Source organism: Rhizobium sp. SG_E_25_P2, from assembly GCF_029892285.1.
Taxonomy (GTDB): domain Bacteria; phylum Pseudomonadota; class Alphaproteobacteria; order Rhizobiales; family Rhizobiaceae; genus Rhizobium_E.
The window spans coordinates 70,892-95,638 of the sequence record NZ_JARXVM010000016.1 but is presented as its reverse complement, the minus strand read 5'-3'; the positions used below and the strand labels follow the sequence as shown (position 1 = coordinate 95,638).

Annotated in this window: 28 protein-coding genes and 3 tRNA genes; 15 read left to right on the top strand and 16 right to left on the bottom strand. The window is 60.3% G+C overall.

The window, feature by feature from the left end; translation table 11 throughout:
* Positions 1-12 precede the first annotated feature (12 nt).
* The 4 genes from M2360_RS20380 (at position 13) to M2360_RS20365 (ending at position 4,050) form a co-directional block, all read left to right on the top strand.
* Positions 13-876, top strand: a complete 864-nt coding sequence (locus M2360_RS20380) for a D-amino-acid transaminase (RefSeq protein ID WP_280777176.1) — start codon at positions 13-15, stop codon at positions 874-876.
* A 101-nt stretch (positions 877-977) separates the two neighbouring features.
* Positions 978-1,220 carry an RNA chaperone Hfq gene (hfq, locus tag M2360_RS20375; protein WP_280777175.1) on the top strand — a complete coding sequence of 81 codons (243 nt, stop codon included), beginning with the start codon at positions 978-980 and terminating at the stop codon, positions 1,218-1,220.
* Positions 1,221-1,369: 149 nt separating this feature from the next.
* Positions 1,370-2,680, top strand: a complete 1,311-nt coding sequence (hflX, locus tag M2360_RS20370; RefSeq protein ID WP_280777216.1) for a GTPase HflX — start codon at positions 1,370-1,372, stop codon at positions 2,678-2,680.
* A gap of 113 nt (positions 2,681-2,793) precedes the next feature.
* Positions 2,794-4,050, top strand: coding sequence for a GGDEF domain-containing protein (locus tag M2360_RS20365; RefSeq protein WP_280777173.1), 1,257 nt, complete (start codon positions 2,794-2,796; stop codon positions 4,048-4,050).
* Here the strand turns inward: M2360_RS20365 and mazG are convergent, their stop codons facing one another.
* The 4 genes from mazG to M2360_RS20345 form a co-directional block, all read right to left on the bottom strand.
* Positions 4,051-4,884: a nucleoside triphosphate pyrophosphohydrolase gene (gene mazG, locus M2360_RS20360; RefSeq protein ID WP_280777172.1), complete on the bottom strand. Its 834-nt coding sequence runs from the start codon at positions 4,882-4,884 to the stop codon at positions 4,051-4,053.
* A 1-nt stretch (position 4,885) separates the two neighbouring features.
* Positions 4,886-5,485: a nucleoside deaminase gene (locus tag M2360_RS20355; protein ID WP_280777171.1), complete on the bottom strand. Its 600-nt coding sequence runs from the start codon at positions 5,483-5,485 to the stop codon at positions 4,886-4,888.
* Positions 5,486-5,566: 81 nt separating this feature from the next.
* Positions 5,567-5,854 carry a type II toxin-antitoxin system RelE/ParE family toxin gene (locus M2360_RS20350; RefSeq protein WP_280777169.1) on the bottom strand — a complete coding sequence of 96 codons (288 nt, stop codon included), beginning with the start codon at positions 5,852-5,854 and terminating at the stop codon, positions 5,567-5,569.
* The gene (locus M2360_RS20345) at positions 5,851-6,048 is read right to left on the bottom strand and encodes a hypothetical protein (protein WP_280777168.1); all 198 of its coding nucleotides are present in this window, start codon (positions 6,046-6,048) and stop codon (positions 5,851-5,853) included. The genes M2360_RS20350 and M2360_RS20345 overlap by 4 nt, the downstream gene beginning before the upstream one ends.
* 198 nt (positions 6,049-6,246) lie before the next feature.
* On the opposite strand from M2360_RS20345, the gene cysG reads away from it, so the two are divergent.
* From cysG to M2360_RS20325, 4 genes are read left to right on the top strand one after another with little or no spacing between them, the layout of a single operon-like run.
* Positions 6,247-7,683, top strand: a complete 1,437-nt coding sequence (cysG, locus tag M2360_RS20340; RefSeq protein WP_280777167.1) for a siroheme synthase CysG — start codon at positions 6,247-6,249, stop codon at positions 7,681-7,683.
* Position 7,684: 1 nt separating this feature from the next.
* Positions 7,685-7,963, top strand: coding sequence for a DUF2849 domain-containing protein (locus M2360_RS20335; RefSeq protein WP_137156154.1), 279 nt, complete (start codon positions 7,685-7,687; stop codon positions 7,961-7,963).
* Positions 7,964-7,999: 36 nt separating this feature from the next.
* Positions 8,000-9,670: a nitrite/sulfite reductase gene (locus M2360_RS20330; RefSeq protein WP_280777165.1), complete on the top strand. Its 1,671-nt coding sequence runs from the start codon at positions 8,000-8,002 to the stop codon at positions 9,668-9,670.
* A gap of 10 nt (positions 9,671-9,680) precedes the next feature.
* Positions 9,681-10,175, top strand: a complete 495-nt coding sequence (locus M2360_RS20325) for a DUF934 domain-containing protein (protein WP_280777164.1) — start codon at positions 9,681-9,683, stop codon at positions 10,173-10,175.
* A gap of 151 nt (positions 10,176-10,326) precedes the next feature.
* On the opposite strand, the gene M2360_RS20320 is transcribed toward M2360_RS20325, so the two are convergent.
* Both M2360_RS20320 and M2360_RS20315 read right to left on the bottom strand, forming a co-directional pair.
* Positions 10,327-10,896 (bottom strand): hypothetical protein, encoded by a 570-nt coding sequence (locus tag M2360_RS20320; protein WP_280777162.1) that lies wholly within the window; start codon positions 10,894-10,896, stop codon positions 10,327-10,329.
* Between the two features lie 65 nt (positions 10,897-10,961).
* Complete coding sequence (locus M2360_RS20315) at positions 10,962-11,423, bottom strand: Lrp/AsnC family transcriptional regulator (protein ID WP_280777161.1); 462 nt, start codon at positions 11,421-11,423, stop codon at positions 10,962-10,964.
* A gap of 158 nt (positions 11,424-11,581) precedes the next feature.
* On the opposite strand from M2360_RS20315, the gene ald reads away from it, so the two are divergent.
* Positions 11,582-12,697: an alanine dehydrogenase gene (ald, locus tag M2360_RS20310; RefSeq protein ID WP_280777160.1), complete on the top strand. Its 1,116-nt coding sequence runs from the start codon at positions 11,582-11,584 to the stop codon at positions 12,695-12,697.
* Positions 12,698-12,780: 83 nt separating this feature from the next.
* On the opposite strand, the gene M2360_RS20305 is transcribed toward ald, so the two are convergent.
* The 9 genes from M2360_RS20305 to M2360_RS20265 all read right to left on the bottom strand — a co-directional run bounded on the left by M2360_RS20305 (position 12,781) and on the right by M2360_RS20265 (position 20,159).
* Positions 12,781-13,347 carry a GNAT family N-acetyltransferase gene (locus M2360_RS20305; RefSeq protein ID WP_280777159.1) on the bottom strand — a complete coding sequence of 189 codons (567 nt, stop codon included), beginning with the start codon at positions 13,345-13,347 and terminating at the stop codon, positions 12,781-12,783.
* A 3-nt stretch (positions 13,348-13,350) separates the two neighbouring features.
* Positions 13,351-14,205, bottom strand: a complete 855-nt coding sequence (gene sseA / locus M2360_RS20300) for a 3-mercaptopyruvate sulfurtransferase (RefSeq protein ID WP_280777158.1) — start codon at positions 14,203-14,205, stop codon at positions 13,351-13,353.
* Between the two features lie 27 nt (positions 14,206-14,232).
* Entirely contained in the window at positions 14,233-14,964 is a 732-nt protein-coding gene (locus M2360_RS20295) for an alanyl-tRNA editing protein (RefSeq protein ID WP_280777157.1), read from the bottom strand.
* A 7-nt stretch (positions 14,965-14,971) separates the two neighbouring features.
* Positions 14,972-16,012 (bottom strand): cysteine synthase A, encoded by a 1,041-nt coding sequence (locus M2360_RS20290; protein ID WP_280777156.1) that lies wholly within the window; start codon positions 16,010-16,012, stop codon positions 14,972-14,974.
* Between the two features lie 120 nt (positions 16,013-16,132).
* Positions 16,133-17,386, bottom strand: coding sequence for a cyclopropane-fatty-acyl-phospholipid synthase family protein (locus M2360_RS20285; protein ID WP_280777155.1), 1,254 nt, complete (start codon positions 17,384-17,386; stop codon positions 16,133-16,135).
* A 70-nt stretch (positions 17,387-17,456) separates the two neighbouring features.
* Positions 17,457-18,944 carry a deoxyribodipyrimidine photo-lyase gene (locus M2360_RS20280; protein WP_280777153.1) on the bottom strand — a complete coding sequence of 496 codons (1,488 nt, stop codon included), beginning with the start codon at positions 18,942-18,944 and terminating at the stop codon, positions 17,457-17,459.
* A gap of 122 nt (positions 18,945-19,066) precedes the next feature.
* Complete coding sequence (locus M2360_RS20275) at positions 19,067-19,489, bottom strand: BA14K family protein (RefSeq protein WP_280777215.1); 423 nt, start codon at positions 19,487-19,489, stop codon at positions 19,067-19,069.
* A 124-nt stretch (positions 19,490-19,613) separates the two neighbouring features.
* Positions 19,614-19,784, bottom strand: a complete 171-nt coding sequence (locus M2360_RS20270) for a hypothetical protein (protein WP_280777152.1) — start codon at positions 19,782-19,784, stop codon at positions 19,614-19,616.
* Positions 19,785-19,850: 66 nt separating this feature from the next.
* Positions 19,851-20,159, bottom strand: coding sequence for a hypothetical protein (locus M2360_RS20265; protein WP_280777142.1), 309 nt, complete (start codon positions 20,157-20,159; stop codon positions 19,851-19,853).
* A gap of 150 nt (positions 20,160-20,309) precedes the next feature.
* Between M2360_RS20265 and M2360_RS20260 the strand changes: the two genes are divergently transcribed.
* Positions 20,310-20,609 carry a hypothetical protein gene (locus M2360_RS20260; protein ID WP_280777141.1) on the top strand — a complete coding sequence of 100 codons (300 nt, stop codon included), beginning with the start codon at positions 20,310-20,312 and terminating at the stop codon, positions 20,607-20,609.
* Positions 20,610-20,632: 23 nt separating this feature from the next.
* Here M2360_RS20260 and M2360_RS20255 read toward each other — a convergent pair.
* Positions 20,633-20,706: transfer RNA gene (locus tag M2360_RS20255), tRNA-Cys, on the bottom strand.
* A 293-nt stretch (positions 20,707-20,999) separates the two neighbouring features.
* On the opposite strand from M2360_RS20255, the gene M2360_RS20250 reads away from it, so the two are divergent.
* The 5 genes from M2360_RS20250 to M2360_RS20230 all read left to right on the top strand — a co-directional run bounded on the left by M2360_RS20250 (position 21,000) and on the right by M2360_RS20230 (position 24,632).
* Positions 21,000-21,074: transfer RNA gene (locus tag M2360_RS20250), tRNA-Asn, on the top strand.
* A 41-nt stretch (positions 21,075-21,115) separates the two neighbouring features.
* A tRNA-Asn gene (locus M2360_RS20245) sits at positions 21,116-21,190 on the top strand.
* Between the two features lie 173 nt (positions 21,191-21,363).
* Positions 21,364-22,008 (top strand): protein-L-isoaspartate O-methyltransferase, encoded by a 645-nt coding sequence (locus M2360_RS20240; RefSeq protein WP_280777140.1) that lies wholly within the window; start codon positions 21,364-21,366, stop codon positions 22,006-22,008.
* A gap of 219 nt (positions 22,009-22,227) precedes the next feature.
* On the top strand, positions 22,228-23,643 hold the full coding sequence (locus tag M2360_RS20235; protein ID WP_280777139.1) for a TolC family outer membrane protein: 1,416 nt from the start codon (positions 22,228-22,230) through the stop codon (positions 23,641-23,643).
* A gap of 164 nt (positions 23,644-23,807) precedes the next feature.
* The gene (locus M2360_RS20230) at positions 23,808-24,632 is read left to right on the top strand and encodes a DUF2497 domain-containing protein (RefSeq protein ID WP_280777137.1); all 825 of its coding nucleotides are present in this window, start codon (positions 23,808-23,810) and stop codon (positions 24,630-24,632) included.
* The last annotated feature ends 115 nt before the right edge of the window (positions 24,633-24,747 follow it).

Below are 24,747 nucleotides of genomic sequence, written 5' to 3'. Positions count from 1 at the left end.
ACAGGACCCGCCATGTCGAGAATTGCTTATGTGAACGGCGCCTATGTCCCGCATTCGGACGCAATGGTGCATGTGGAGGATCGCGGCTACCAATTCGCCGATGGCGTCTACGAGGTCTGCGAGATCCGCCACGGTCTGGTCGTCGATTTGACCCGCCATCTCGATCGTCTCGGACGTTCGCTTGGCGAGTTGCGCATCGACTGGCCGATGAGCCGGGCGGCGCTTGCCCAGGTGATTCGCCGCGTCGCCCGCATGAACCATGTCAGGAACGGCATGTTTTATCTGCAGGTGACCCGCGGCGTCGCCAAGCGCGACCATGTCTTCCCCAAGCCCGGAACCCGTCCCTCGATCGTGGTGACCGCCAAAAGCACCGACCCCAAGCTCATCGCCGCCAAGAACGCCCATGGCCTCAAGGCGATCACGGCGCCCGACAATCGGTGGGAGCGCGTCGACATCAAGACCGTGGGACTGCTGCCGAACGCCATGGCGCGGCAGGCGGCAAAGGAGCGCGGCGCCCAGGAAGCGATCTATGTCGACCAGGACGGCAATGTCACCGAAGGGGCCGCCACCAATGTCTGGATCGTCGACGCCGACGGCGCGCTCGTCACCCGGCCGGCGGAACACGGAATTCTGCGCGGCATCACCCGCACAACTCTGCAAGACGTTGCGGCGCGACTGGGCGTCGAGATCCGCGAACGCAAGTTCAGCGTCGAGGAGATGAAAGCGTCGCGCGAAGTCTTCATCACGGCGGCAACCAGCATCTGCTTTCCGATCGTGGAAATCGATGGACAGGCTGTTGGCAACGGCCATCCAGGCTCGATGTCGCAAAAAATTCGTGAAGCTTTTTTCGACATTGCGGAAAAGACATCGATTTGATAGCAGTCTATGCAAGGTTGGGGCGATGGGAGCCCCGCCGGGAGGCATGAACAATAATTCCGGCGAAGTCGCCGGCAAAAACCGAAGAAACGGCGGGCGCAATGGCTGAACGTTCTCAAAATCTGCAGGATTTGTTTCTAAACACAGTCCGAAAGCAGAAGATTTCCCTGACAATTTTTTTGATCAACGGCGTCAAACTGACGGGCGTCGTGACGTCATTCGACAATTTCTGTGTGTTGCTGCGTCGTGACGGCCATTCCCAGCTCGTCTACAAGCATGCGATTTCCACAATCATGCCGGGCTCACCCGTGCAGATGTTCGAAGGCGAAGAAAACGCCGGTTGATCGACGCGTTTTATCCGCAACAAGGAGCCGGGTTGGAACCTGGGCTCCTTGTTGCCGTTTAGGACTTAATTTCCGGAGTAACGGGCATAACCGAGCGCGAAGTGAATCACGAATCCCTTGGACCGGAGCTTGAAAAGCGCCGAGACCAGATGCGTTGCGTCGTGGTGGTCCCGGTGCTCAAGTCGGCCGAGCGCGATGGCTCCGTCGTGCGAACGGGAGAAGGACGTCTCGATGAAGCCATGGGCCTTGCCCGCGCCATCGATTTGGCGATCGCCGGATCGGTCGTGCTCACGGTCTCGCAGCCCCGGCCGGCGACCCTGATCGGCACTGGAAAGATCGAGGAAATCGGCGCGCTGCTCGACGAAGGCAATGCCGGTCTGGTGATTGTCGATCACCCGCTGACGCCCGTGCAGCAGCGCAATCTCGAAAAGGAATGGAACGCCAAGGTCATCGACCGCACCGGGCTCATTCTGGAAATTTTCGGTCGCCGCGCTTCCACCAAGGAAGGCTCGCTGCAGGTCGAACTTGCCCATCTCAATTACCAGAAGGGCCGGCTGGTGCGCAGCTGGACCCACCTTGAACGTCAGCGCGGCGGCGCGGGCTTCCTCGGCGGTCCCGGCGAAACCCAGATCGAAGCCGACCGGCGCATTCTTCAGGACAAAATCGTCAAGCTGGAGCGCGAACTGGAGCAGGTGCGCCGGACGCGCCAGCTGCATCGCGCCAAGCGCAAGAAAGTGCCGCATCCGATCGTGGCGCTGGCCGGCTACACCAATGCCGGAAAATCCACCCTGTTCAACCGGTTGACCGGCGCGGGCGTGCTGGCCGAGAACATGCTGTTCGCAACGCTCGATCCGACGCTGCGCCGCATTCGACTGCCGCAGGGCCGGATGATCATCATGTCCGACACGGTCGGCTTTATTTCCGATCTGCCGACACACCTCGTCGCCGCCTTCCGCGCCACGCTCGAGGAAGTGCTGGAAGCCGATCTGATCCTGCATGTGCGCGATTTGTCGGATCCGGACAACAGCGCGCAAGCGAGTGATGTGTTGCGTATTCTCACCGATCTCGGCATCGAGGAGAGCGAGCAGGAAAAGCGCATCATAGAAGTCTGGAACAAGATCGACCGGCTCGACCCCGAAACCCATGACGCGCTGAAGGCCAAGGCCGATGGCGCCGCCAATGTCCATGCCGTCTCCGCGGTGACGGGCGAGGGCGTCGATGCGCTGCTGGCGACGATTTCCGAGCGTCTGTCGGGCGTGTTGACCGAAGCCACGGTGGTTCTGCCGGTCGACAAACTGTCGCTGCTTCCCTGGCTCTATCAGAACGCTATCGTCGACGGACGCGAAGACAATGAGGACGGCACGGTCAGCCTCGACATCCGACTGTCCGAGGGCCAGGCGGACGATCTGGACCGGCAGTTGGGACTGTTTCAAAAACAACAGCAGGACGACGAATTTTAAAATTCGAATGTTTCATATTCAAATTATTATCCACCGCGCTGATACTACGGCCTATTGACTGATTCTTTTGGATCGCTGCGGCGAATCTCCATGCAATTCGTTAGGCCATTTTCATGGACGTGCTGAACCTAGTCCTTCTGGTTTTCGAAGCCTGCCTCTATTTCGGGTTGCTCGTTTGCCTACTTCACTGGCGGGCGCGCCTGGGCATTGGCGTGATGATGACCGTGCTCGGGGTGATGCACTTTCTTGAGACCTATCTCGCCGCGCGGTTTTACGTGATGACGCCGTTCGGCATGGCGTCGCCGGGATCGATCCTGTTTTACAGCGGCAAGCTGGTGATGATCCTGATGATCTATATCCGCGAGGACGCCGCGACCGTCAGACAATTGATCTACGGTCTGCTGGGCGGCAACACCATCTGCCTGTTGTTCGCCTTTGTTCTACGTCTCCACACTGGACTTGGGCTTGCCCCGGGCGCGATGCCGGACACTGATTTTCTCGATCAGATGGGCGTGTTGATGGTGTGGGGCACGGCGCTGCTCTATATCGAATCGATCGGCGTTATCCTGCTATATGAAGCGTTGGGCCGGTGGATGGGGCGTTCGCCAGCGCCCAGGCTTTGGCTCGCCAGCGTATTGGCGCTGATTTTCGACCAGATTGGATTCTACGCTGTTCTCCGACTGCTCTACGACGCGCCGATCTCGGTTTTCTGGGCAAGCCTCACCGGTAAATGTTTCTTCGCGTTCGTCTACGCGGTGTTGGCCGCGTTCTATTTTCGTTTTTTCGCGAGCGGCGCAGCCACCGCGAAGCGCTTTCCCGCCGATGTCTTCGCCGATCTCACCTATCGGGAGCGCTATGACGCGCTTCTCGCCCGTAGCGGCGTGGACACTTTGACAGGGGTAAAGAATCGCGGTCGGCTAGAAGAGGTCGGTCCAGGGCTGATCCAGCACCATATGGAAACGTCTGCGGCCTTGTCGCTTCTGATCGCCGACGTCGACCATTTCAAGCAGATCAATGACCGCTTCGGCCATCTCCAGGGCGATGCGGTGCTCAGGGCGATTGCCGAAGCCCTGAAATCCGGGCTTCGAAACGATGTTGATCAACTCTTCCGTTTCGGCGGCGAGGAATTTTTGATTCTGATGCCGGGAATCGGTCATGATGCAGCGCTCAGGGCTGCGGAGCGATTGCGGCTGCGGGTCGAAGCGCAGGTGACGGCGGGCGGGGCGCCGGTGTCCGTCAGCATTGGCGTTGCTTCCGCGCCTGCGGGCGGAGATACGTTGCGGGCCCTGATCGACACTGCCGATCAGGGACTCTATCGCGCCAAGGCCAATGGCCGCAATCAGGTCGACGGCGTACCGCGCACCGCCTGATCAGTCCTCGGCTTTTTCCCGACGCTTGGCGTCCAGCCAAAACTCCTCCATCCGATCGAGACTTGCGTCCTCCAGGTTTTCACCGGCCTGCTCCAGACTCGTCTCGATATGCCGAAAGCGGCGGCGGAATTTGGTGTTTGTGCCCCTCAGCGCCATTTCCGGATCTGCGTCGACATGGCGGCCGATATTGACGACGGCGAAGATCAGATCCCCCAGTTCATCGGCGATCTTGTCGCGCTGACCCACCTTGATCGCCTCGCGGAGTTCGCCGATCTCCTCCTCGATCTTGTCGAGAATCGGTTCGGCCTCGGACCAGTCGAAGCCGACTTTGGCGGCCTGTTTCTGCAGTTTCACCGCTTCGGTCAGCGCAGGCTGGGCGCGGTCGACCTGGCCGAGCAGCCCGGCCTTGAAATCCTCGATGAGGCCGCGTCGTTCGCGTCGGGCGGCCTTTTCGCGCTTTTCCTCGGCCTTGATTTCGTCCCATTGCTTCTTGACCTTGGCGGGGTCATCGGCGTCGGAGACGGCGAAGACGTGCGGGTGACGGCGGATCATCTTGGAGGTGATCGCTTCCACCACGTCGCCAAAGGAGAATTCGCCAAGTTCCTCGGCCATGCGGGCGTGGAACACCACCTGCAACAGCAGGTCGCCCAATTCGTCGCGCAGGTCGTCGAGATCCTTGCGCTCGATGGCGTCGGCGACTTCATAGGCCTCTTCCAGCGTATAGGGCTTGATGCTGTCGAAATCCTGTTCGAGATCCCAGGGGCAGCCGGTGACCGGAGTGCGCAGCGCCGCCATGATCTCCAGCAGACGGGCAATATCCTTGGACGGCGTCATCTCAGTTCAGCGGGATATCGTTGCCGGCCTTGGAGGCCTGGTAGATGTCGGAGAGTTCTGTGTAGCTGGCCTTGATCGCGTCGATCCGCGCATGGAAGCCGGCTTTTTCATCCGGATTTTCCTCGGCTGCGGCCATCTCAGGCAGAGAATAACAAGTCCAGAAAGCGTTGGACTTGCGATAGCCGCCGGGCTCGAGGCCGAAGACTTCCTTGAGGATCTTCAGGTCATGGGGGATGGCGAAGGCGTCGCGGCTGTCTTCATAGCTGAAGAAATAGGTGAAATTGTCAAATCCCGCCCAGGTGATCGCCGACATGCACATGCTGCAGGGTTCATGGGTGGAGAGGAAGATGAGATCCTTCGTGTTCGGCCGCTCCGCCATCTCGTAGAAGCGCTTCAGCGTATGCACTTCGCCATGCCAGAGCGGATTTTCCGTCTCGTTGTTGGTTTCGGCCAGCAGCAGAGAAAGGTCCGACTTGCGCAAAATCGCTGCGCCGAACACCTTGTTGCCGGCTTCCACCCCGCGCCGCGTCAGGGGAATGATATCGTTTTCCATCACGGACAACAGGCGAGAGGCGAGGGCGGTGGGATCGTGGCCGAACATGAAGCGCTCCAGTAGGTTTCCCAGCAACTTTAGCGGTTCGCAGATGCAAAAGGGAAGTTGCCAGGAGGCCTCACGAACAGATTATTCGGGCGGCCATTTCTGGGCGGCGTGGAGGAGGCGGAGGATGTGAATCTCGTCGCCGGATGGCGACAGCCGGTAGATGACGATGAAGGGCGTTTGCGGCACGACGAGTTCGCGGGTGTGGCGCAGTTTCCCTATCCGTCCGCTTTCAGGAAAGCGCGTGAGCATTCGCACGGCGCGCATGAGACGGTCGCCGACGTCAGGCGCAGCCTGAGGATTTCGCTGAGCAAGATAAGTTAGTTGGCTCTGGCGCTCCCGACGGGCTTGCGCGAGCCAGATCAGTTTCATTTCGCGCGTTTCGCAGGCTTCAGTGCGAGAATATCGGCCCGCTGGGCCTCCCAATCCCTCTCGACCTCCTCATGAGGAATCCACACCGCATCGGGGCTGTCGGCGATGTCTATCGCCTCCTGCACCTTGCGGCGGAACCAGGCGTCGTATGTTTCTTCCGCCTCGGCGGCCGGCTCTGTGTTCGGCGTGTCCATGTGCATCCGTCCTTTCCCCTTAGGATAGGCTTGTTTTAGGCGTTTGCAACCGGATCGGCCTGGCCCCGTGAACGGAAATGCTCAGCCGGTTGGAATTGCGAGGAAAAGAATGTGGCCGATAGCCGTCAGCGGGATTCATGTTCCTTTTCTTTTGGCGGTTTCCAAAGGATAGTGCAGGCTCTTGAGAAAGGCAGGCAGATGAAGGATCGCGACGATCAGCTCGGGGTGTTTCCGGCGTTTTTCCGCGTGGAAGATCGCGATGTGGCCGTTGTCGGCAATGGCGACGAGGCGCTGGCGAAAGTGCGCCTGCTGCTGAATACGCGCGCGAAGATCACGCTGATTGCCGATGCGCCTGAGGCCGAACTCGTCGATCTCGTCCGCGCCAACGGCGTCCGTCATGTCGCCCAGGCTTTCGAGCCGTCGCTGATCGACGGCGCGACGCTGGTGTTCGGCGCGACCGGCGATGCCGCCGAGGATCGCGCCATCGTGGCCGCGGCCCGGGCGCTGAAGATCCCGGCCAATGCGGTCGACCAGCCCGATCAATGCGATTTCTATACGCCGGCGCTCGTCAACCGCGCCCCTGTGGCCGTGGCGATCGGTACGGAAGGCGCGGGGCCGGTCCTCGGCCAGATGATCCGGGCGCAGGTCGACCAGATGCTGTCGCCGTCGCTCGGTCGGCTCGCGCGGCTGGCCATGGTCTATCGCGGCGTGGTCGAACATGTGCTGCCGAAGGGCTCGCCCCGGCGAATGTTCTGGAAGCGCTTCTTCTCCGGCGATGTCGCCGAAGCGGTGCAGAATGGCGAAGTGGGCCAGGCCAAGCGCGAGGCCAAGCGCCTGCTCAAAAGCATCGACGGCATCGGCGGCCATGTCTGGCTGGTGGGCGCAGGCCCCGGCGCCGAAGATCTGCTGACGCTGCGCGCCCAGCGGGTGATGATGGAAGCCGATGTTCTGGTCTATGACGCGCTGGTGCCGCAGGCCGTCGTCGATATGGGCCGGCGCGACGCCGAGCGCATTTCGGTGGGCAAGCGCAAGGGCTGTCATTCGAAATCGCAGAACGAGATCAACGATCTGCTGGTCGAGTTGGGGAGCGCGGGCAAGCGCGTCGTGCGGCTGAAATCCGGCGATCCGCTGGTCTATGGCCGGGCGGGCGAGGAAATGGCGGCGCTGAGACAGGCGGGCGTCTCCTATGAGATCGTGCCCGGCATCACCTCGGCCTTCGCCGCCGCCGCCGATTTCGAACTGCCGCTGACGTTGCGCGGCGTCGCTTCGTCGCTGATCTTCACCACCGGGCATGATCTCGCCGGCGACGTGCTGCCGGATTGGGCGCGGCTTGCGGTGTCCGGCGCCACGATCGCGGTCTATATGGGACGCAGCGTGGCGGCCTCCGTGGCTGAGCGGCTGATGGTTGCCGGCATTCCGGCCGAGACGACGGTGGCGGTGATCGAAAACGCCAGCCGTCGCGACCGGCGCCTGATGCATGGCGTGCTCGCCGACCTGCCGTCGCTCGATAGCCGCGACGATCTAACGGGACCGGTGATGGTGATCATCGGCGAGGCGGTCGCAGGCGCCAATCTTGACAATTCGACGCCGCTCCTTTCCAGAGAGCGGCATCTAGCCGAACGTGTGGGAGCATGAGATGAGTTTGCAGATTTTGACCGCCAACCGCCTGACCGACGGCGTCGTCGTCTGGTATGATGTCGACGGTCAGTGGAGCCTGACCATAGAGCGCGCCGAGATCGCCCGCGACAAGGAGACCGCTGCCCGGCTCGAAGCCATCGGCAAGCAGGCTTTCGCGGCCAATCTCGTGGTCGACGTCAACCTGATCGATATCGAAGAAGTCGATGGGGCCATTCGTCCGCTTCGCCTGCGCGAACGCATCCGGGCCGAAGGTCCGACCATCGATTACGCCGCCTGATCGGCATTTCCGCATTTTTGAACCAGGGACACACGCATGTACCGTTACGATGAATTCGATCACGCCTTCGTGGCCGATCGCGTCGCGCAGTTCCGCGATCAGGTGGAGCGCCGCCTTTCCGGCCAGCTCGCCGAAGACGCGTTCAAGCCGCTGCGCCTGATGAATGGCGTCTATCTGCAGTTGCACGCCTATATGCTGCGGGTGGCCATTCCCTATGGCACGCTGAATTCCAAGCAGATGCGGATGCTCGCGCATATCGCCCGCAAATATGACCGCGGCTATGGCCATTTCACCACGCGGCAGAACATCCAGTATAACTGGCCGAAGCTTGAGGATTGTCCCGACATTCTCGCGGATCTCGCGAGCGTCGAAATGCACGCCATCCAGACCTCGGGCAACTGCATCCGCAATGTGACCGCCGACCATTTCGCCGGCGCCGCCGCCGACGAGGCCGTGGATCCGCGTCCTTATGCGGAAATCCTTCGCCAGTGGTCGTCCGTGCATCCGGAATTCTCGTTCCTGCCGCGCAAGTTCAAGATCGCCGTGACCGGCGCCGAGCGCGACCGCGCCGCAATCCAGGTGCACGACATCGGTCTGCATATGCGGAAGAACGACAAGGGCGAAATCGGCTTCGACGTCTATGTCGGCGGCGGCCAGGGCCGCACGCCGATGGTGGCCAAGAAGATCCGCGACTTCCTGCCGGAAGAGGATCTCTTGTCCTACACCACCGCGATCCTGCGCGTGTACAATCTCTATGGTCGCCGCGACAACAAGTACAAGGCGCGCATCAAGATCCTCGTGCACGAGACCGGCGTCGAAAAACTGTCGGCCGAGATCGAGGCGGAGTTCAATGAACTCAAGAATTCCGAACTGAAGCTGCCGGAAGCCGATGTTCTCGCCATCCAGAATTATTTCAAGCTGCCGGACCTGCCGGCGCGCGCCGAAGGCTGGGCCAATCTCGCCGCCTGGAAAAAGGCGGACGCCAATTTCGCCCGCTGGGTGGACCAGAATGTCCAGCCGCACCAGAACCCCGATTACGGCATGGTGACGATCTCGCTGAAGCCGATCGGCGGCATTCCGGGCGACGCCACCGACGCGCAGATGGATCTGGTCGCCGATCTCGCCGAAGAATACGCCTTTGATGAGATCCGCATCAGCCATGAGCAGAACATCATCTTCCCGCATGTGGCGCTTGCCGATCTCGAGCCGCTGTATCGCGCGTTGGCAGGCGCAGGTCTCGCCACCGCCAACAGCAATCTGATCACCGACATCATCGCCTGTCCGGGGCTGGATTATTGCGCGCTGGCCAATGCCCGCTCGATCCCCGTGGCGCAGGCGATTTCGTCGCGCTTCGGCTCGCCCGAACGCCAGGCGGAGATCGGCGAACTCAAGATCAAGATTTCCGGCTGCATCAATGCCTGCGGCCACCACCATGTCGGCCATATCGGCCTTCTGGGCGTGGAAAAGAAGGGCGCGGAACTCTATCAGATCACGCTGGGCGGCTCGGCTGACGAGAACACCTCGATCGGCGAAATCATCGGTCGCGGTTTTGAGCCTGAGAAGGTGACGGATGCGATCGAGGTGGTGGTCAACACCTATCTCGGTCTTCGCCTGTCCAAGGAAGAGACCTTCATCGACGCCTATCGCCGCGTCGGGCCGCAGCCCTTCAAGGCCGCGCTCTACGGCTCCACCGCCGAAGCCGCCTGAGGAGAGTTTTATGACCAAGATCTGGAATGAAAACGGCTTTGTCAGCGACGATCCCTGGGTGATCGAGACCGAGGAAACCAAGGCCGGCTCGAATGAAAAACCGATCCTGCCGCTGGCGGACTTTCTCGAAAAGGCCGCTTCAGGCGAAACCGGCCTCGGCGTGCTGATCGCGCCGGCCGACAATGTGAAGGCGCTCGCCGACCACTTTGACAAAATCGCGCTCATCGCCGTGTCCTTCCCGGCCTATAGCGACGGTCGCGGCTTCAGCCATGCCTCGCTGCTGCGCCGGCTGGGCTATGAGGGCGAGATCCGGGCGGTGGGCGACGTGCTGATCGATCCCTTGCCGCTGATGCTGCGCTGTGGGGTGACGAGCTTTGCGGTGACCAATGCGACGGCGATTCAGCGGCTGTCGGAGGGGCGGTTGCCGGGAATCCGCAATCATTATCAGCCGACGGCGCGGCCGGCGGATAACGAAGGCGGGTATAGCTGGCGTCGGGCGAACTGATTACTGTTCCAAATGAATTAGTGATCGGAAAATGCGCTTGCAAAATTTGTTGGCGCATTTTCTCAATCAACTTAATATTGTAAATTTTCAGTGTACATGTTTGTGTAAGGTTTGAATTAAAAATATTTTCTGATTGGTGCGTGTCGGATATTTATTTTTCCGTCCCAAACGGAAATGAATCCGGATTATAAAGCAAATGTCCGCTCTCTCCCATATCTATAGACATCATAAGGCCAGCTCTGGTAAATATCTTCCAAAGACGCTGCCCCACGCGACTGAAAATTATCTCAAGATAGAGAAGTTTTCTAACTGCAATTGAAATCTCTTCCGCATTCATGGAGCCAGGCCATTGGTTGTCGTGAAAGTACCTGTGTATAAAGAAATCTCTCTTTTCTTTTACCCAGCGTAAATATGAAATATCATTATCGTTTATTCCGTGTTTTGATAGTATTTTTATTAAGCTTCCTAGTGTAGAATCCTTTAAAACACCAGATTTCTCCAATATTACGTCCCATGCTGGCGCGTCGTCTCCTAATAAGCTCTTAACCGAAATTCTGTCGCATACAGTCATCCCCTCGATGATGGTAGTCTCCATGAGGGAAAGGTTCACGAAAGTGGAACCAATCTGATAGCAGTAGTGAATTCTAATAACATCAATGTCACTCTGTGATTTTATGAATTTTCTTATTTCACTTGCGGAGATAGAGGGATTTTTAGGCAAAACTTCCTCCGTTCTTTTGTTGGAAAATATCTGGATATTTTGTTTTCTTAAATATGTTGATTAATTTAAATCCCCACATTCGGCCGATCGATGATCTCCCGGAGCGCGAAGCTCGAATTGATCTTCACCACATGCGGCAGGGCCGAGAGCCAGTCGCGGTGGACGCGCTCGTAATCTTCGAGATCCTTGCAGGCCACGCGCAGGATATAGTCGTATTCTCCCGACATCAGATAGCAGACCAGCACATTCGGACAGAGTTTGACCGCCGCCTCGAATTCGCTGAGGGTCTTGGCGAACTGGCCCGACAGCGAGATGTGGACGATCACCATCATCTTGTAATCCAGCGCCTTGTGCGACACCTGGGCGTAATAGCCGCTGATCACCCCTGATTTTTCGAGGATGTCGAGACGCCGCGAGCAGGCGGAGGGAGAGAGGCCCACGCGCTCGGCGAGTTCGGCGTTGGAGATTCGTCCGTTGCGCTGCAACACCCGCAAAATCGAATGATCAGTGCTGTCGAGTTTCTCCATCGGAGATTCCTTCGAAAAATGGCGTCTTTAACGAAATATTCTTCGATAGATTTGATTGCGGACCCGGCATTTTGCAAGGACATTTCCTCAGTAATCCTGTCAAATCCTGCGCATTCGACAACCGCTCCACGCTTCAAGCGACAATAAGGGAACTACTCATGCGCGTCGGCTGCCCCAAGGAAATCAAGAACCACGAATATCGCGTCGGCCTCACGCCGGCTTCGGTCCGCGAATATGTCGCGCATGGCCATAGCGTGCTGGTGGAAACCAATGCCGGCGCCGGCATCGGCGCTGATGACGCCGCTTACGTGGCCGCTGGCGCGACGATCGCCGCCACCGCATCGGATGTTTTCGCCAATTCCGACATGATCGTGAAGGTGAAGGAGCCGCAGCCGTCGGAATGGGCGCAGCTGCGCGACGGCCAGATCCTCTATACCTATCTGCACCTGGCTCCGGATCCGGAACAGACCAAGGGCCTGATTGCCTCGGGCGTGACGGCTGTGGCCTATGAAACCGTTACCGACGAGCGCGGCGGCCTGCCGCTGCTTGCGCCGATGTCGGAAGTCGCGGGTCGTCTGTCGATCCAGGCTGGCGCTTTCTCGCTGCAGAAGGCCAATGGCGGCCGCGGCGTGCTGCTCGGCGGCGTGCCGGGCGTGCTGCCGGGCAAGGTCGTGGTGATCGGCGGCGGCGTCGTCGGTCTGCATGCGGCCCGCATGGCTGTTGGCCTCGGCGCCGATGTGACCATTCTCGACCGCTCGCTGCCGCGCCTGCGCCAGCTCGACGACATCTTCAACGGCCATGTCCACACCCGCTTCTCCTCGATCGACGCGCTGGAAAGCGAAGTCTTCCAGGCGGATCTGGTGATCGGCGCGGTGCTGATCCCAGGCGCCGCAGCTCCCAAGCTCGTCACCCGCAAGATGCTTGGCGGCATGAAGAAGGGCGCTGTCATCGTCGACGTCGCTATCGACCAGGGCGGCTGCTTCGAGACCTCGCACGCCACCACCCATTCCGAGCCGACCTATGAAGTCGACGGCATCATCCACTATTGCGTCGCCAATATGCCGGGCGCCGTGCCGGTGACGTCCGCGCATGCGCTGAACAACGCCACGATCGGCCACGGCCTGGCGCTCGCCGACAAGGGTGTTGCCGCCATCCTCGCCGACAAGCATCTGCGCAATGGCCTCAACGTCCACAAGGGCAAGATCACCAATGCCGCCGTCGCCGAAGCTCTCGGCTATGAGCTGCATGCACCGGAATCCGCACTCGCGGCGTAAGCCGCATAGAAAAATGCGGGGAAACAGAACGCCGGCCCGAGATTTCGGGCCGGCGTTTTGCGTCTATCAAAAAGTCTTCTACCTTAACGCTTGCCCAGTTCCGCCCATTCCTCATCACTCAGCGGCCTGACCAGCGCGTCCGCAGTCGAGACAGGGTTGAAGCCGAACATCTGGTAGAGTTGCAGCGCGCGGGGATGGTCGAGATTGTTGGTGGTGACGGTGAGCTTTTTCGGCTCCAGGCCCCAGGCGGCGTGCAAGGCCTGCAGCAGGAACCATTTACCGACGCCAAGACCGAGCGCATGCTCGATCAGGCCGAAATGACAGAGCTCCACCACGTCTTCCGACTCGTGAAACAGCTCATAGAAGCCGGCGGGGGCGCCGTTGACATAGAGAACGGTGATGTGGGTGCGCTTGTCGTGCAACACAGCTGCAAGCTTATCGTCTGACAACCTCAGACGGTCGACCCAATTCCAGCGGCGGCCGACCTGGCTATAGAGGAAGCGGTAGAAGGGCAGGGGAATGTTCGGCGCACGCATCAGCGCCGTTTGCAGATTGACCGGCAGCGGCAAGCTCTGGCGCGGCGGCGTGTTCATTTCGAGCCGGGTGATATGGGCTTTCAGCGCACGGGGTTTTTTGGTGCCAGTCGCCATGGTTCAATCCTTGCCGGTGATAACGGGTGTATCGGGTAGCGAGCCCCATTCCGACCAGGAGCCGTCGTAAAGTGTGTGATCGGTATGCCCGACCGAGGCGAGCGCCAGCGAAATGACCGCAGCCGTGACGCCCGAGCCGCAGCTGGTGGTGACGGGGCGCGCAAGATCGATGCCGGCCTTGTCGAATTCGGCGCGGAGATCGTCGAGGCTCTTGAAGCGGCCCGATACGGCGAAGACGCCGGCCGGCAGGTTTTTGGCGCCCGGCATATGGCCGCCGCGCAGGCCGGCGCGTGGTTCGGGGTCGATGGCCGCGAATCGGCCGGGGCTGCGAGCGTCGGCGATCTGGCGGAGGCCGGCGTCGACGATGCCGCGCATGGACTCGAGCGAGGTGATCATCCGGCCCTGATAATTGACGGTGAAGACGGCTGGCGCGGGTTCCGGCAGATCGGTTTCGAGCGGGCGGCCCTCGGCCTTCCAGCCATCCAGCCCGCCTTCGAGCACGTAGACCTTCTCCGCGCCCATCAGCCGGAACAACCACCAGACGCGCGGGGCGGAAAAGAAGCCGGGACCGTCATAGACGACGATTTCATCACTTGCGGAAATGCCCATCTTGCCGACGGCGTCGGCGAACTGCGCAGGCGAGGGGACCGTGTGGGGCAGGCCGGTCGAATGATCGGCGATGGCGTCCTGATCGAAAAACACCGCGCCTGGGATATGGCCCGCTGCATAGTCCTCGGCGCCGATTCGATTCTGCGCCGGAAGATACCAGGAGGCGTCGACGATGCGGAACGCGGGCGCGCCGAGATTCTTCTCGACCCAGTCGGATGTCACCACGAAGGGACTCTTGTCGGCGCTCATCTTCTTCCTCCCTTGGGAAATGTTGGCTTAGGCCTCGGGCTTGCCGAACTTGATGCGGAAGCGCCGGTTTTCCTTGCCCTTCTTTTCGATCTTGGCGATGTGGATCTCGCCGACTTCCTGGGTTTCCGACACATGCGTGCCGCCGCAGGGTTGGCTGTCGATCGCGGCGTTTTCGCCGATGCAGACCAGGCTGACGCGACCGAGCCCGATGGGCGGCCGGACATTCTTGGATTTGACGATGCCCGGATTGGCCGCCAGCTCCTCGTCGGTGATCCATTGCAGGTAGATGGGATGATTGGCGGCGACGATTTCCATCATCTTCGCCGTCACCTCATCCTTGTCGATGGTCTCGCTCATGTCGAAATCGACGCGACTTTCATCCTCGCCGACGGCGGCGCCGGTGATCGGGAACTGGCAGACGACGGAGAGGATGTGGCAGGCGGTGTGCATGCGCATCAGCTTGTAGCGGCGCGCCCAGTCGATATGGAGAACGAGCTTTTCGCCGATCTCGGGGCGGGCCTGGCCGTCAAGCGGCCTGTGCAGGATGATGCTTTTGTCGGCGCCGTTTGTGGTGACGCCGAGTTCGATGCGGCTGCCGTCGGCGCGCTCAAGAAAACCGGAATCGCCGGGCTGGCCGCCCGACGTAGCGTAGAAACAGGTCTGGTCGAGTTCGATCGACCCGTCGTCATGCACCGCCGTGACCGTCCCCTCCGCCGTCGAAAGATAGAAATCGTCGCGGAAGAGAGGGGTCACGGGCATGGGTCAGTCACTCGACAGGTTCAAAGGGCGGCCGGATGCCCGAGGTCTTCGTGAGCCAGGTCGGAAGGGGCAGGCCCTTCTCGGACAGGAAGGCGGGATTGAAGAGCTTGGACTGGTACCGGTTGCCGTAATCGCAAAGGATGGTCACGATTGTATGGCCCGGGCCTAAGTCTTTTGCAAGGCGGATGGCGCCGGCGATATTGATGCCCGAGGAGCCGCCGAGGCAGAGGCCTTCGTTTTCGACCAGATCGAAGACGATCGGCAGCGCTTCCGAATCGGGGATCTGATACTGGAAATCGGGCGCAAAACCTTCGAGATTGGCGGTGACGCGGCCTTGGCCGATTCCCTCGGTGATCGATCCGCCTGTGGATTTGAACTCCCCATGCGCATAAAAATTGTAGAGCGCTGCGCCTTCTGGATCGGCAAGCCCAATCTTGATGTCCGTGTTAAAGCCCTTGAGGCCGGCTGCGACGCCGGCCAGCGTGCCGCCCGAGCCGACCGCGCAGATGAAACCGTCAACCTTGCCGCCGGTCTGCTTCCAGATTTCCGGCGCGGTGGTTTCGATATGCGCCTGACGGTTGGCGATATTGTCGAACTGGTTGGCCCAGATCGCGCCGTTGGGTTCGGTCTTGGCCAGTTCGGCGGCCAGCCGTCCGGACAGCTTCACATAATTGTTGGGGTTCTTGTAGGGGACGGCCGGCACTTCCACGAGCTCGGCGCCGAGCAGTTTTAGCGCGTCCTTTTTTTCCTGGCTCTGCGTCTCGGGAATAACGATGACGGTGCGGTAGCCGAGCGCTTTTGCGACCATGGTCAGGCCGATTCCCGTATTGCCGGCGGTGCCTTCAACGATCACGCCACCCGGCTGCAACAGGCCTTTGCGCTCGGCGTCGCGGATGATGTAAAGCGCGGCGCGATCCTTCACGGACTGGCCGGGATTGAGAAATTCCGCCTTGCCGAGAATGGTGCAGCCGGTTTCCTCGCTGGCGCGCTTGAGCGTGATGAGCGGCGTGTCGCCGATGAGATCGAGAACGGTGTGCTGCGCAGCCATGATCCTGTCCGCCTGTTTTTCCTTGGTTCCGAGACCCGGTGTTTTTCACGCCAGGCCCTGTCAGCGCAAGGAATTTAGTTGCCGAGGACGGCCCTGAGGGCGGAAAAGGATTTCAATCTCTCAGGCATAAACCACCTGGCGCACATCGATATTGCGGGAGCGGAAGCCGGCTTCGCAATAAAAGAAGTAGAACTCCCAGAGCCGCTTGAACCTGTTGTCGAAGCCGAGCGGTTGCAACCGATCCCAGGTTTCCCAGAATTTCACCCGCCATTCGGCCAAGGTGCGCGCGTAATCATGGCCGAAGCCGAAACTGCTGACCAGAGACAGGCCGGCTTTCGCGCCATGTTCGGCGAGATGGCGCGGCGTCGGCAGCATGCCGCCCGGGAAAATGTATTTCTGGATGAAATCGGGATTGGCCTTGTAATCGGCATAGGCCTTTTCATCGATGGTGATGACCTGCAGACCGGCGCGGCCGCCCGGCTTCAAACATTCCCGCAATTTGCCGAAATAGACGGGCCAGTAACGCTCGCCGACCGCCTCGAACATTTCGATCGAGACGATCTTGTCATAGACGCCGGTCTCGTCGCGATAATCCTGGAATCTGAGATCGACCTTGTCCGACAGTCCCTGGCGCTGCATGCGTTCGGAGGCGAATTTCAGCTGCTCGCGGGAAATCGTCAGGCCGGTGACCTGGCAGCCGATCTCGCTTGCGGCAAATTCTGCAAAGCCGCCCCAGCCGCAGCCGATTTCCAGCACGCGGTCGCCGGGCTGAATGCCGGTGGCCTCTGCGAGCGCGCGATATTTGGCCCGCTGGGCGGAGGGTAGGTCATTGGCGCCGGTGGAATAGAGTGCGGAGGAATAAGTCATGGTCGGGTCGAGCCATGCCTTGTAGAACTCATTGCCGAGATCGTAATGGGCCGAAATATTGCGCTTGGAGCCGGTCTTGGTGTTGGCGTTCATCCAGTGGCGGAACCGTTCGACGATGCGAAGCAGGCCGCGTGCGCCATTGGCGAAACGGCCGCCGACATGCTGGTTGACCAGGAAAAGTTCGAGGAACTGGCCGATATCGGCGCTGTCCCAATCGCCGTCGATATAGGAATCCGCCGCAGCGATCGCGCCGCCGGTGATCGAATGGGTGAACAGATTCCAGTTTTTCAATGTGATGACCGCATCGGGCCCGGCTTTGTGGCCGGATATACGGACCAGCCGGCCCTCGGGCGTTCGAAGCGTGAGCGAACCGACGTCAATATTGACGAGACCCTTGAAGATCATCTGCACGGTCAGCGGCAGGCCCTTGTTGAATTTGGCGAGATTGGCGGCGTTGAGCGGTTCTGCGGCCAAGGTTTCTTCGGCAGTGAGGCTATGTTGTCCCATGTTGTTGTGATCCCCTTTTATCCCTGTCCCGCAATTCCCAGTTCCGCAAAAAATTCGTCGCTTGTCGAGCCTAAACATTGTCTTGCTGGGGCTCATCCCCCTGGTTTGATCCAGTGATCTCAGCATAGGCGGCAAGCGCCGCCTTGCGCGCCCGGTCATGGTCTACGACAGGCTTCGGATAGGTGTCGCCGAGCGTCACGCCAGCGCTGGCCAGCGCATCGGCAGGAGCCTCCCAGGGCCTGTGAATATAACGGTCGGGCAGGCGGGCCAGTTCCGGGCAATACTGGCGCACATAGGCGCCGTCGGGATCAAACGTTTCGCCCTGCTTGACGGGATTGAAAATCCGGAAATAGGGCGCAGCGTCGGCGCCGCAACCCGCCACCCATTGCCAGCTTGCGGCGTTGCTCGCGAGATCGACATCGACCAGCGTATCCCGGAACCAGGATTCGCCCTCGGTCCAATGCACAAGCAGGTCCTTGATGAGGAAGGAGGCGACAATCATGCGGACGCGATTGTGCATCCAACCGGTGCGCCAGAGTTCGCGCATACCGGCGTCGACGATCGGATATCCGGTCAATCCGCGCGTCCAGAGATCAAGGCCCTCGGGATTGTCCGCCCAGGGAAAGGCGTCGAATTTACGGTTGAGGTTGCGGCTCGCCAGATCGGGGACGTGAAACAGCAGATGCCAGGAAAATTCTCGCCAGACGAGTTCCTTGCGAAAATGAATAATGTCCTCGGCGGGGATGGCGTCGGTCAGCCCTTCGGTGGCGCGCCAGATCCGGTGCGGCGAGATTTCGCCGAAAGCGAGATGCGGCGACAGGCGCGAGGTGGTCTTTTTGCCTGGAATGTCGCGATTCTTCTTGTAGCCTTTCACCGCCTCGTCGAGAAACGCCTGGAGAGCGGCTTCGGCGCCGGCTTCTCCGGGAGTCCATGTCTCTCGAAAGCCGCCGGCCCAATCAGGCTTGTTCGGCAACAGGCTCCATGCCGCGAGGTCCTCGCTTTCCGCCGCGCCGGCGCAAGCCGGAATTCGCTCTGGCGCTGGAATGGCGTCGATCGGGCGATATTGCGCTTCGAAGGCGCGCCAGAACGGGGAATAGACGGAAAATCGCTTTCCCTGTCCGGTCATCAAGGCCATGGGGTCGTGCAGCAGGAACCCGTCGAAGCTTCTTGCATCGAGGCCCCGAGCTTTCAGATTTTTCTTGATGGCGGCGTCGATGTCGCGCGAAGCGAGATCGTAGCGCCGGTTCCAGAACACCGCGCGGGCGCCGGTTGTTTCGATCAGCGAATCGAGCGCGTCTTCCGCATGACCGGTGAGCAGCAACAGCCGGTTGCCGCGCGCGACGAGGTCGGCGCTCAGTCTCTCCAGTGAATTATGAAGCCACCAGGCCTGAGCGGCGCCATGCGCGCCGGCGAAAACCTCCTCATCTTCGCGGATATAGATGCAGATCACGTCGCCGCCTGCCAGCAGGGCGGCGGCCAAAGCCGGGTTGTCACTCAGCCGCAAATCGCGGCGAAACCAGACGATGGAGGGTCCTGGACCCGTTTTTTTCTCAGCCACTCTGTCATTTCCCAATTGTCCGCCAGTCCATCTACGTGCTGTTTTTGCTTTGGGATCAATGAGAAGCCGAGAAGAGTTTGCAATACAGGGGCCGCCTCGCGCGGCCCCTGTTCACATCTTGATCAGCCGCCATATGGCGACATGCACTGGCGGCGCGGGCCGTTATAGGGCTGAAACGAGTTGTCATAGGCGCGATAGGACCGGTAATGATTTCGGCACCACCGGCGGTGCGGATTGCCTGTGCGCACACGCACCGACGGCGCCGCGATCGCGCCGCCGATGATGGCCCCGGCGGAAAAGGCGGCCAGCGGATACCAGAATCCATTGGAATGGCGGCGATAGCCATGGCGATGATAGCGATAGCCGCGATGGCCGCGCCAGTTGTTATGGCGCTGGCGGATGATGCGGCGACCCTGTTCGCGGACCTGGACCAGATCCGTTCCCGTCTCCGCCTGGGGGCGGGGAAGCGGCATCGGCTGGGCGGTCACCGGCACGATGCTGGTAAAGGCCATGATCGCGCCAATTCCGATAGCAGCCGCTGACATTGATAAACGAGCCATGATAATCACCTCTTCGATGTGTCTATGCCTCTAAAGGGGCGTATGACGGAAAATGTTCCGTGCATGGCCACGAATTCGCATTTGTATCGAGGAAAGCGATCAACCGCTCTTAATTTGCCGTCATTCCGGCCCAAACCAGGATTGCGGCGTATAGCGTGAATATCAACGCCGCAAAGGCCATAAAAACCACGAGCAGGCCCTTTCCGAGGGTAACTCGTTTCATTTTCTGTGCTGAATTTTCGGCGCTCGGAGCGAGCGCGGGCTCGTCATCGGGTCTCATGGGCGTGCTCCTTTGCCTTCGCAACGCGCCGGGAGCGCAAGGCGTTCCACAGGCTGCAAGCCCTGATTATGCGCCGGAGGCCGATAGCCGGGCGCGAAGCACGTCCAGCGCCTTCAGCGCCTTGCCGCGCGCCTGGGTCAGATAGGTCGGCTCCTTCGAACCCACAGTATAAGCGCCGGCAAATTCCGCCAGCGTGCGAAGAGTAAGATCGAGCGCGGCGATGTCGTCAATCAGTTCGGGCGTCTGTTCGCTTTGTTGGCCCAATTCGCCGAGAAGCGCTTGCGCGGTGGCGAGAAACTTCGGGGCGGACGCCGAATTGACGCGAAGAATCCCGAATTCGATTTGCCCCAGATGCAGCGAAAAGCGATTCTTCAACGGCAACCTCCCACACGACCGTAATTCCGGCGGTATCTTCACATTTTCAAATGAATATTAAAATAAGCGCAACGCGGTGAGCGGACGGGTTTGGCCGCGACTCGCCTTTTCTTTTTCAGGCCGGGGCGCCATGTTGAGATTGGAGGCGACATGCGCGAAAAACTGATCGCCGTCAGACACAAAACACTCGGAGCCTTGCGAGACGCGGGACTGCATTTGCACGCCTATTGCAACAATCCCGGCTGCCACTGGAGCGCGCCGCTCGACCTTCCATCGATAATCGCCCGATTGGGGGAACATCAGAGCGCGCTTCCGCCTGATCTCGCGCCACGACTCGTCTGCAGCCGCTGCGGCGGCAAGAATGTCGCGGTGGTGCTTTCGGCCGCGCCGGAACTTCCAGACGATGCGGCGGCGTATTTGCGGCAGACAAACCGTCACCACAACGAATAACATTGATTACATAGGAGTATTTTTGGAGGCCTCGCCCGGAATTGAACCGGGGTACAAGGATTTGCAGTCCTCTGCGTCACCACTCCGCCACGAGGCCTCTCGTGATGCGACGTCTGGCTTCAACAGCCGACGCGCATGTAACAGGGATGTTTGTTTCACCATCCCGGCGGTTGGCGGGCTTCTAACAGGAAGGTTTGAGATCCGCAAGACGGATTTGGAAAAAGTTGAGCGAGATTTCTTTGCGTCAAATTAGGGGAGGTAAGCTCTTGCGAGGTCCTCAGTGGTTTGACGACTTGTCCTTGCGAAAAATTGGGAAATTCGAAAAAATCGCTTGGCAAATCCCGAAAGCGTTTGTATTACGCCGCCCAACGACGCGGAAGACGCAGTTATTCCCTGGTAGCTCAGCGGTAGAGCATTCGACTGTTAATCGACAGGTCGCCGGTTCGAATCCGGCCCGGGGAGCCAACTTTGCAAGTGGCAAAGTGAAGACTGTAGTATCGTGTTGATCCTTGGTAGCTCAGCGGTAGAGCATTCGACTGTTAATCGACAGGTCGCCGGTTCGAATCCGGCCCGAGGAGCCAAATTTGCGGCGATAGCCGCTCGAGAGCCGATCGCCCGCGCGATCGGCTTTTTCGTTTGTTGTTTCGGTTCTTTTTTGCGTTGCGGCGCGCGCCCGCTTGAAAGCGCGACGCAGGCGGACTAATACCGCTCGCAGGCAAGCGGTTCTTAAAGCTTTACGATGGGGCCTCCGACAATGGATTACGCAGCGCAGCGCGCCAAAATGGTCGACAATCAGATTCGCACGACGGACGTAACGTCCAGGACGGTGCTCGCGGCGTTTCTCGCGGTTCCGCGCGAAAAATTCACGCCAGAGCACCTCAAGGCGCTCTCTTATATCGACACCGACATCAATGTCGGCGAAGGCCGTTACATGATGGAGCCGTCGCCGCTCGCCAAGATGCTGCAGCTTCTCGATCTTCGCGCCGGCGAGCGCGTGCTGGAGATCGGCGCCGCGAGCGGTTATTCTGCGGCCCTGATGGCGCATATGGGCGCAAGCGTGGTGACGGTCGAGGAAACGCCGGCGGCCGCCGAATTCGCCAAGGCGGCCCTTGATGGCGTCGACAATGTCACGCTGGTGACCGGCGCGCTTTCCGTCGGCTGTCCGGCCAAGGGGCCGTATGACGCGATCTTCGTCAACGGCGCGGTCGAGGAATTGCCTCAGTCGCTGTTTGATCAACTGAAAGAGGGCGGTCGGCTCGTCGCTGTTTTTGGCGAAGGATTGGCGTCCAGCGCGAAGGTGTTCGTCAGCGAAGGCCGCGCGGTGTCGGAGCGTTTCGGCTTCAACACTTCGGTGCGGAAGCTTCCCGGTTTCGAAAAGATAGCTGAATTCGTTTTCTAATATTCGACAAGGGCGGCGTTGGCCGCCCTTTCTATTTTGGAAACGCGCCGTTTTGTTGCCGAGCGGCAACGTGTCCACAGATTGAATGTCCTAAAGCTTTGTTAATCGGTTGCCGCGCGCGACTTCTATACGCATAGTGCGGCTCGCGAAGCATGCTTCGCTCGGCGCTCCGGCGGACGGCACATGACGTGTCGCGGAAGGCGTCGAAAAGAAGGCGTCATGCGCAGGGTGGGTACCGTGTTGAAATTCAGAAGAGCTTTGTTGGCTGCTGTGATGGCGCCGGCAATTGTCGCCTTGTCCAGCGCGGCCTGGGCCGACAGCATTTTCGATGCGATGGCCAAGGCCTACGAGAACAATCCAGACCTCAACGCCGCCCGCGCCGGGTTGCGCGCGACCGATGAAGGCGTCACCATCGCCAAGGCTGGCTGGCGACCGCAGGTCTCTGGATTCGCGCAGATCAGCAGCACACGCTACAGCGGCAAAGAAGCTTCTGACATAGCCGAGGCCCAAAATTATGGCCTGGACTTTTTCAATAAATCGGCGGGATTGACGGTCACGCAACAGATTTTCGACGGTTTTCAGACGTTGAACCGGGTCAGGTCGGCGGAATCAACCGTGTATTCTGAGCGCGCCAATCTCAAAGCCACGGAAATTCAGACTCTTTTGTCGGCGGCGCAGTCTTACGCCAATATTGCGCGCGACCAGGAAATCGTGTCGATCCGCAAGCAGAATCTCGCTTTCTTGCGCGAACAGGTCAACGCCGCCACCTCGCGTCTCGACGTGGGCGAGGGCACGAAGACCGATGTGAGCCTGGCCGAGGCGGAACTCGCCCAGGCCGAGGGCGCGCTTGCGAATGCGGATTTTCAGCTGAAGCAAAGCCGCGCCGTCTATGTGCAGATCGTTGGGGAAACGCCCAAGGCCATCCGTCAGGCCAAGCCGTTGAGCAAGACTTTGCCCAAGTCCATCGACGACGCCGTGGCCACTGGCTGGCGTGAACATCCCGCTATTCTCGCGGCGATGTACGCCATCGATTCCGCCGGCTTCCAGGTCAAGACCGCCGAGGGGGCGATGTTGCCTGGCGTGGTCGTCCAAGGGCAGGTGTCGGCGAATGGCGGCAATTCCGACTGGTCAACGCTCAACAATTACAATTCTTCTTCGGTGACCGCCCGCATCAATGTGCCGATTTATCAGGGCGGCGCGGAATATGGTGAAATCCGCCAGGCCAAGGAACGGTTGGGCCAGCAGCAGATCCAGCTTGATTCGACACGGCTGGAAGTGCAGCGCACGATCGTGGCGGCCATCGCCCAGTTCGACGCCGCCAAGGCGATGATCGAGGCCGGCAATGTTCAGCTGCAGGCAGCGCAGCAAGCGCTGGACGGCGTGCTCGAAGAACGCAAAGTCGGCCAGGCCACCACGCTCGACGTGCTGGATTATCAGGCGCGCGTGCTGAACGCCCGCGAAGGTTTGGCCAGCGCCAATCGCGACGCCGTGGTGGCGAGTTTTGGCGCGGTCGCGGCCATGGGTCATCTGACCATCGACACAGTCGGATTGAAAGTGGCGCGCTACGAGCCGGAAGAGCATTACGGCAAGGTCAAGGACAAGTGGTTCGGCCTTCGCACGGTCGACGGGCGCTGAGCGTCCCGACAAAGCGGAGTTGAACGGTTTTACCTCCGCAACAAATCTGTGCATGATCATAGTTGTTTGATTCGCGGCGGTTTTTTCAATCGCCGCCATGCTTTAATCTGATCGTCGCCGCGTGAGAGCGCGGAGAACATGCGGAAAGACAATCGAGGATGACCATGGCTCAGCCGAATGCAGCGCGCGAACCGTCGATGGATGAAATTCTGGCGTCCATCCGGCGGATCATCGAAAGCAACGAGCCGGCCACCGAAGCGCGCCTTGCCGCGCTGGGCGATCTCGATGGTTTCCAGAGCGAGGCGGCCAATGACGATCTCGAAGACGTGCCGCTGACGGTCGATGGGTCTTTCGATATTTATGAGCAGCCGGCTGCCGCCAATGACCCGGCGCCTGCGATGATGGCCGCGCCCAGCGACTATCGCGCCCCGCAACTGGTGGCCGCCAATGAGGCGGCGCCGGCCAAGCCGCAGGCCATGGAAGTCAAATCGCTGTCTCTCGCCGATGTCGCCGCCCGCGTGCGCGCCGCCTCCGAACGCGGCGTTGCGCCGTTGCGCGAAGCGCCTTCCGCCCCCCAATCGAGCCCGGTGGTCGAAACGCCTGTTTACGCCAGCTCCATCGCCGTCACCGTGGCGGAGCCGGAAACACCGGCCGCTGCGGCGGCCATCACTGTAACGCCCGTCGCCGAAGAGCCGGAGCGGACTGTCGCCGACGTGTCCGCCGCTGCGACTGTCGATGTCGAAAAGACGCCGGAGCCAATGGCGGCGATCACCTCGTTGGTCTCGACCATGACCGTGGAAAAGGTGACCCAGTCCTTCCAGGATCTGCAGTCGGCGCTCGAAGAGGCGGAACGCCGCTCGCTCGACGAGATCGCTGAGGAAATGCTGCGCCCGATGCTGCAGGAATGGCTCGACGACAACCTGCCGACGCTCGTAGAGCGGTTGGTGCGCGAGGAAATCGAACGGGTCGTGCGCGGTCCGCGTCGCTGATTCTTCCTCCCGCGCCAATGCAGGGCCGCTCCAACGGGGCGGCTTTTTGTTTTGTCGCGATTGACTTGCACGCGGCGTTGCCTTTACGGAAACACCGACATTCAGACCAGATACG

Coding starts and splice junctions, on each gene's coding strand:
- M2360_RS20380 (WP_280777176.1), top strand. CDS start 13: ATGTCGAGAATTGCTTATGTGAACGGCGCCTATGTCCCGCATTCGGAC.
- hfq (WP_280777175.1), top strand. CDS start 978: ATGGCTGAACGTTCTCAAAATCTGCAGGATTTGTTTCTAAACACAGTC.
- hflX (WP_280777216.1), top strand. CDS start 1,370: ATGCGTTGCGTCGTGGTGGTCCCGGTGCTCAAGTCGGCCGAGCGCGAT.
- M2360_RS20365 (WP_280777173.1), top strand. CDS start 2,794: ATGGACGTGCTGAACCTAGTCCTTCTGGTTTTCGAAGCCTGCCTCTAT.
- mazG (WP_280777172.1), bottom strand. CDS start 4,884: ATGACGCCGTCCAAGGATATTGCCCGTCTGCTGGAGATCATGGCGGCG.
- M2360_RS20355 (WP_280777171.1), bottom strand. CDS start 5,485: ATGTTCGGCCACGATCCCACCGCCCTCGCCTCTCGCCTGTTGTCCGTG.
- M2360_RS20350 (WP_280777169.1), bottom strand. CDS start 5,854: ATGAAACTGATCTGGCTCGCGCAAGCCCGTCGGGAGCGCCAGAGCCAA.
- M2360_RS20345 (WP_280777168.1), bottom strand. CDS start 6,048: ATGGACACGCCGAACACAGAGCCGGCCGCCGAGGCGGAAGAAACATAC.
- cysG (WP_280777167.1), top strand. CDS start 6,247: ATGAAGGATCGCGACGATCAGCTCGGGGTGTTTCCGGCGTTTTTCCGC.
- M2360_RS20335 (WP_137156154.1), top strand. CDS start 7,685: ATGAGTTTGCAGATTTTGACCGCCAACCGCCTGACCGACGGCGTCGTC.
- M2360_RS20330 (WP_280777165.1), top strand. CDS start 8,000: ATGTACCGTTACGATGAATTCGATCACGCCTTCGTGGCCGATCGCGTC.
- M2360_RS20325 (WP_280777164.1), top strand. CDS start 9,681: ATGACCAAGATCTGGAATGAAAACGGCTTTGTCAGCGACGATCCCTGG.
- M2360_RS20315 (WP_280777161.1), bottom strand. CDS start 11,423: ATGGAGAAACTCGACAGCACTGATCATTCGATTTTGCGGGTGTTGCAG.
- ald (WP_280777160.1), top strand. CDS start 11,582: ATGCGCGTCGGCTGCCCCAAGGAAATCAAGAACCACGAATATCGCGTC.
- M2360_RS20305 (WP_280777159.1), bottom strand. CDS start 13,347: ATGGCGACTGGCACCAAAAAACCCCGTGCGCTGAAAGCCCATATCACC.
- sseA (WP_280777158.1), bottom strand. CDS start 14,205: ATGAGCGCCGACAAGAGTCCCTTCGTGGTGACATCCGACTGGGTCGAG.
- M2360_RS20295 (WP_280777157.1), bottom strand. CDS start 14,964: ATGCCCGTGACCCCTCTCTTCCGCGACGATTTCTATCTTTCGACGGCG.
- M2360_RS20290 (WP_280777156.1), bottom strand. CDS start 16,012: ATGGCTGCGCAGCACACCGTTCTCGATCTCATCGGCGACACGCCGCTC.
- M2360_RS20285 (WP_280777155.1), bottom strand. CDS start 17,386: ATGGGACAACATAGCCTCACTGCCGAAGAAACCTTGGCCGCAGAACCG.
- M2360_RS20275 (WP_280777215.1), bottom strand. CDS start 19,489: ATGTCAGCGGCTGCTATCGGAATTGGCGCGATCATGGCCTTTACCAGC.
- M2360_RS20270 (WP_280777152.1), bottom strand. CDS start 19,784: ATGAGACCCGATGACGAGCCCGCGCTCGCTCCGAGCGCCGAAAATTCA.
- M2360_RS20260 (WP_280777141.1), top strand. CDS start 20,310: ATGCGCGAAAAACTGATCGCCGTCAGACACAAAACACTCGGAGCCTTG.
- M2360_RS20240 (WP_280777140.1), top strand. CDS start 21,364: ATGGATTACGCAGCGCAGCGCGCCAAAATGGTCGACAATCAGATTCGC.
- M2360_RS20235 (WP_280777139.1), top strand. CDS start 22,228: ATGCGCAGGGTGGGTACCGTGTTGAAATTCAGAAGAGCTTTGTTGGCT.
- M2360_RS20230 (WP_280777137.1), top strand. CDS start 23,808: ATGGCTCAGCCGAATGCAGCGCGCGAACCGTCGATGGATGAAATTCTG.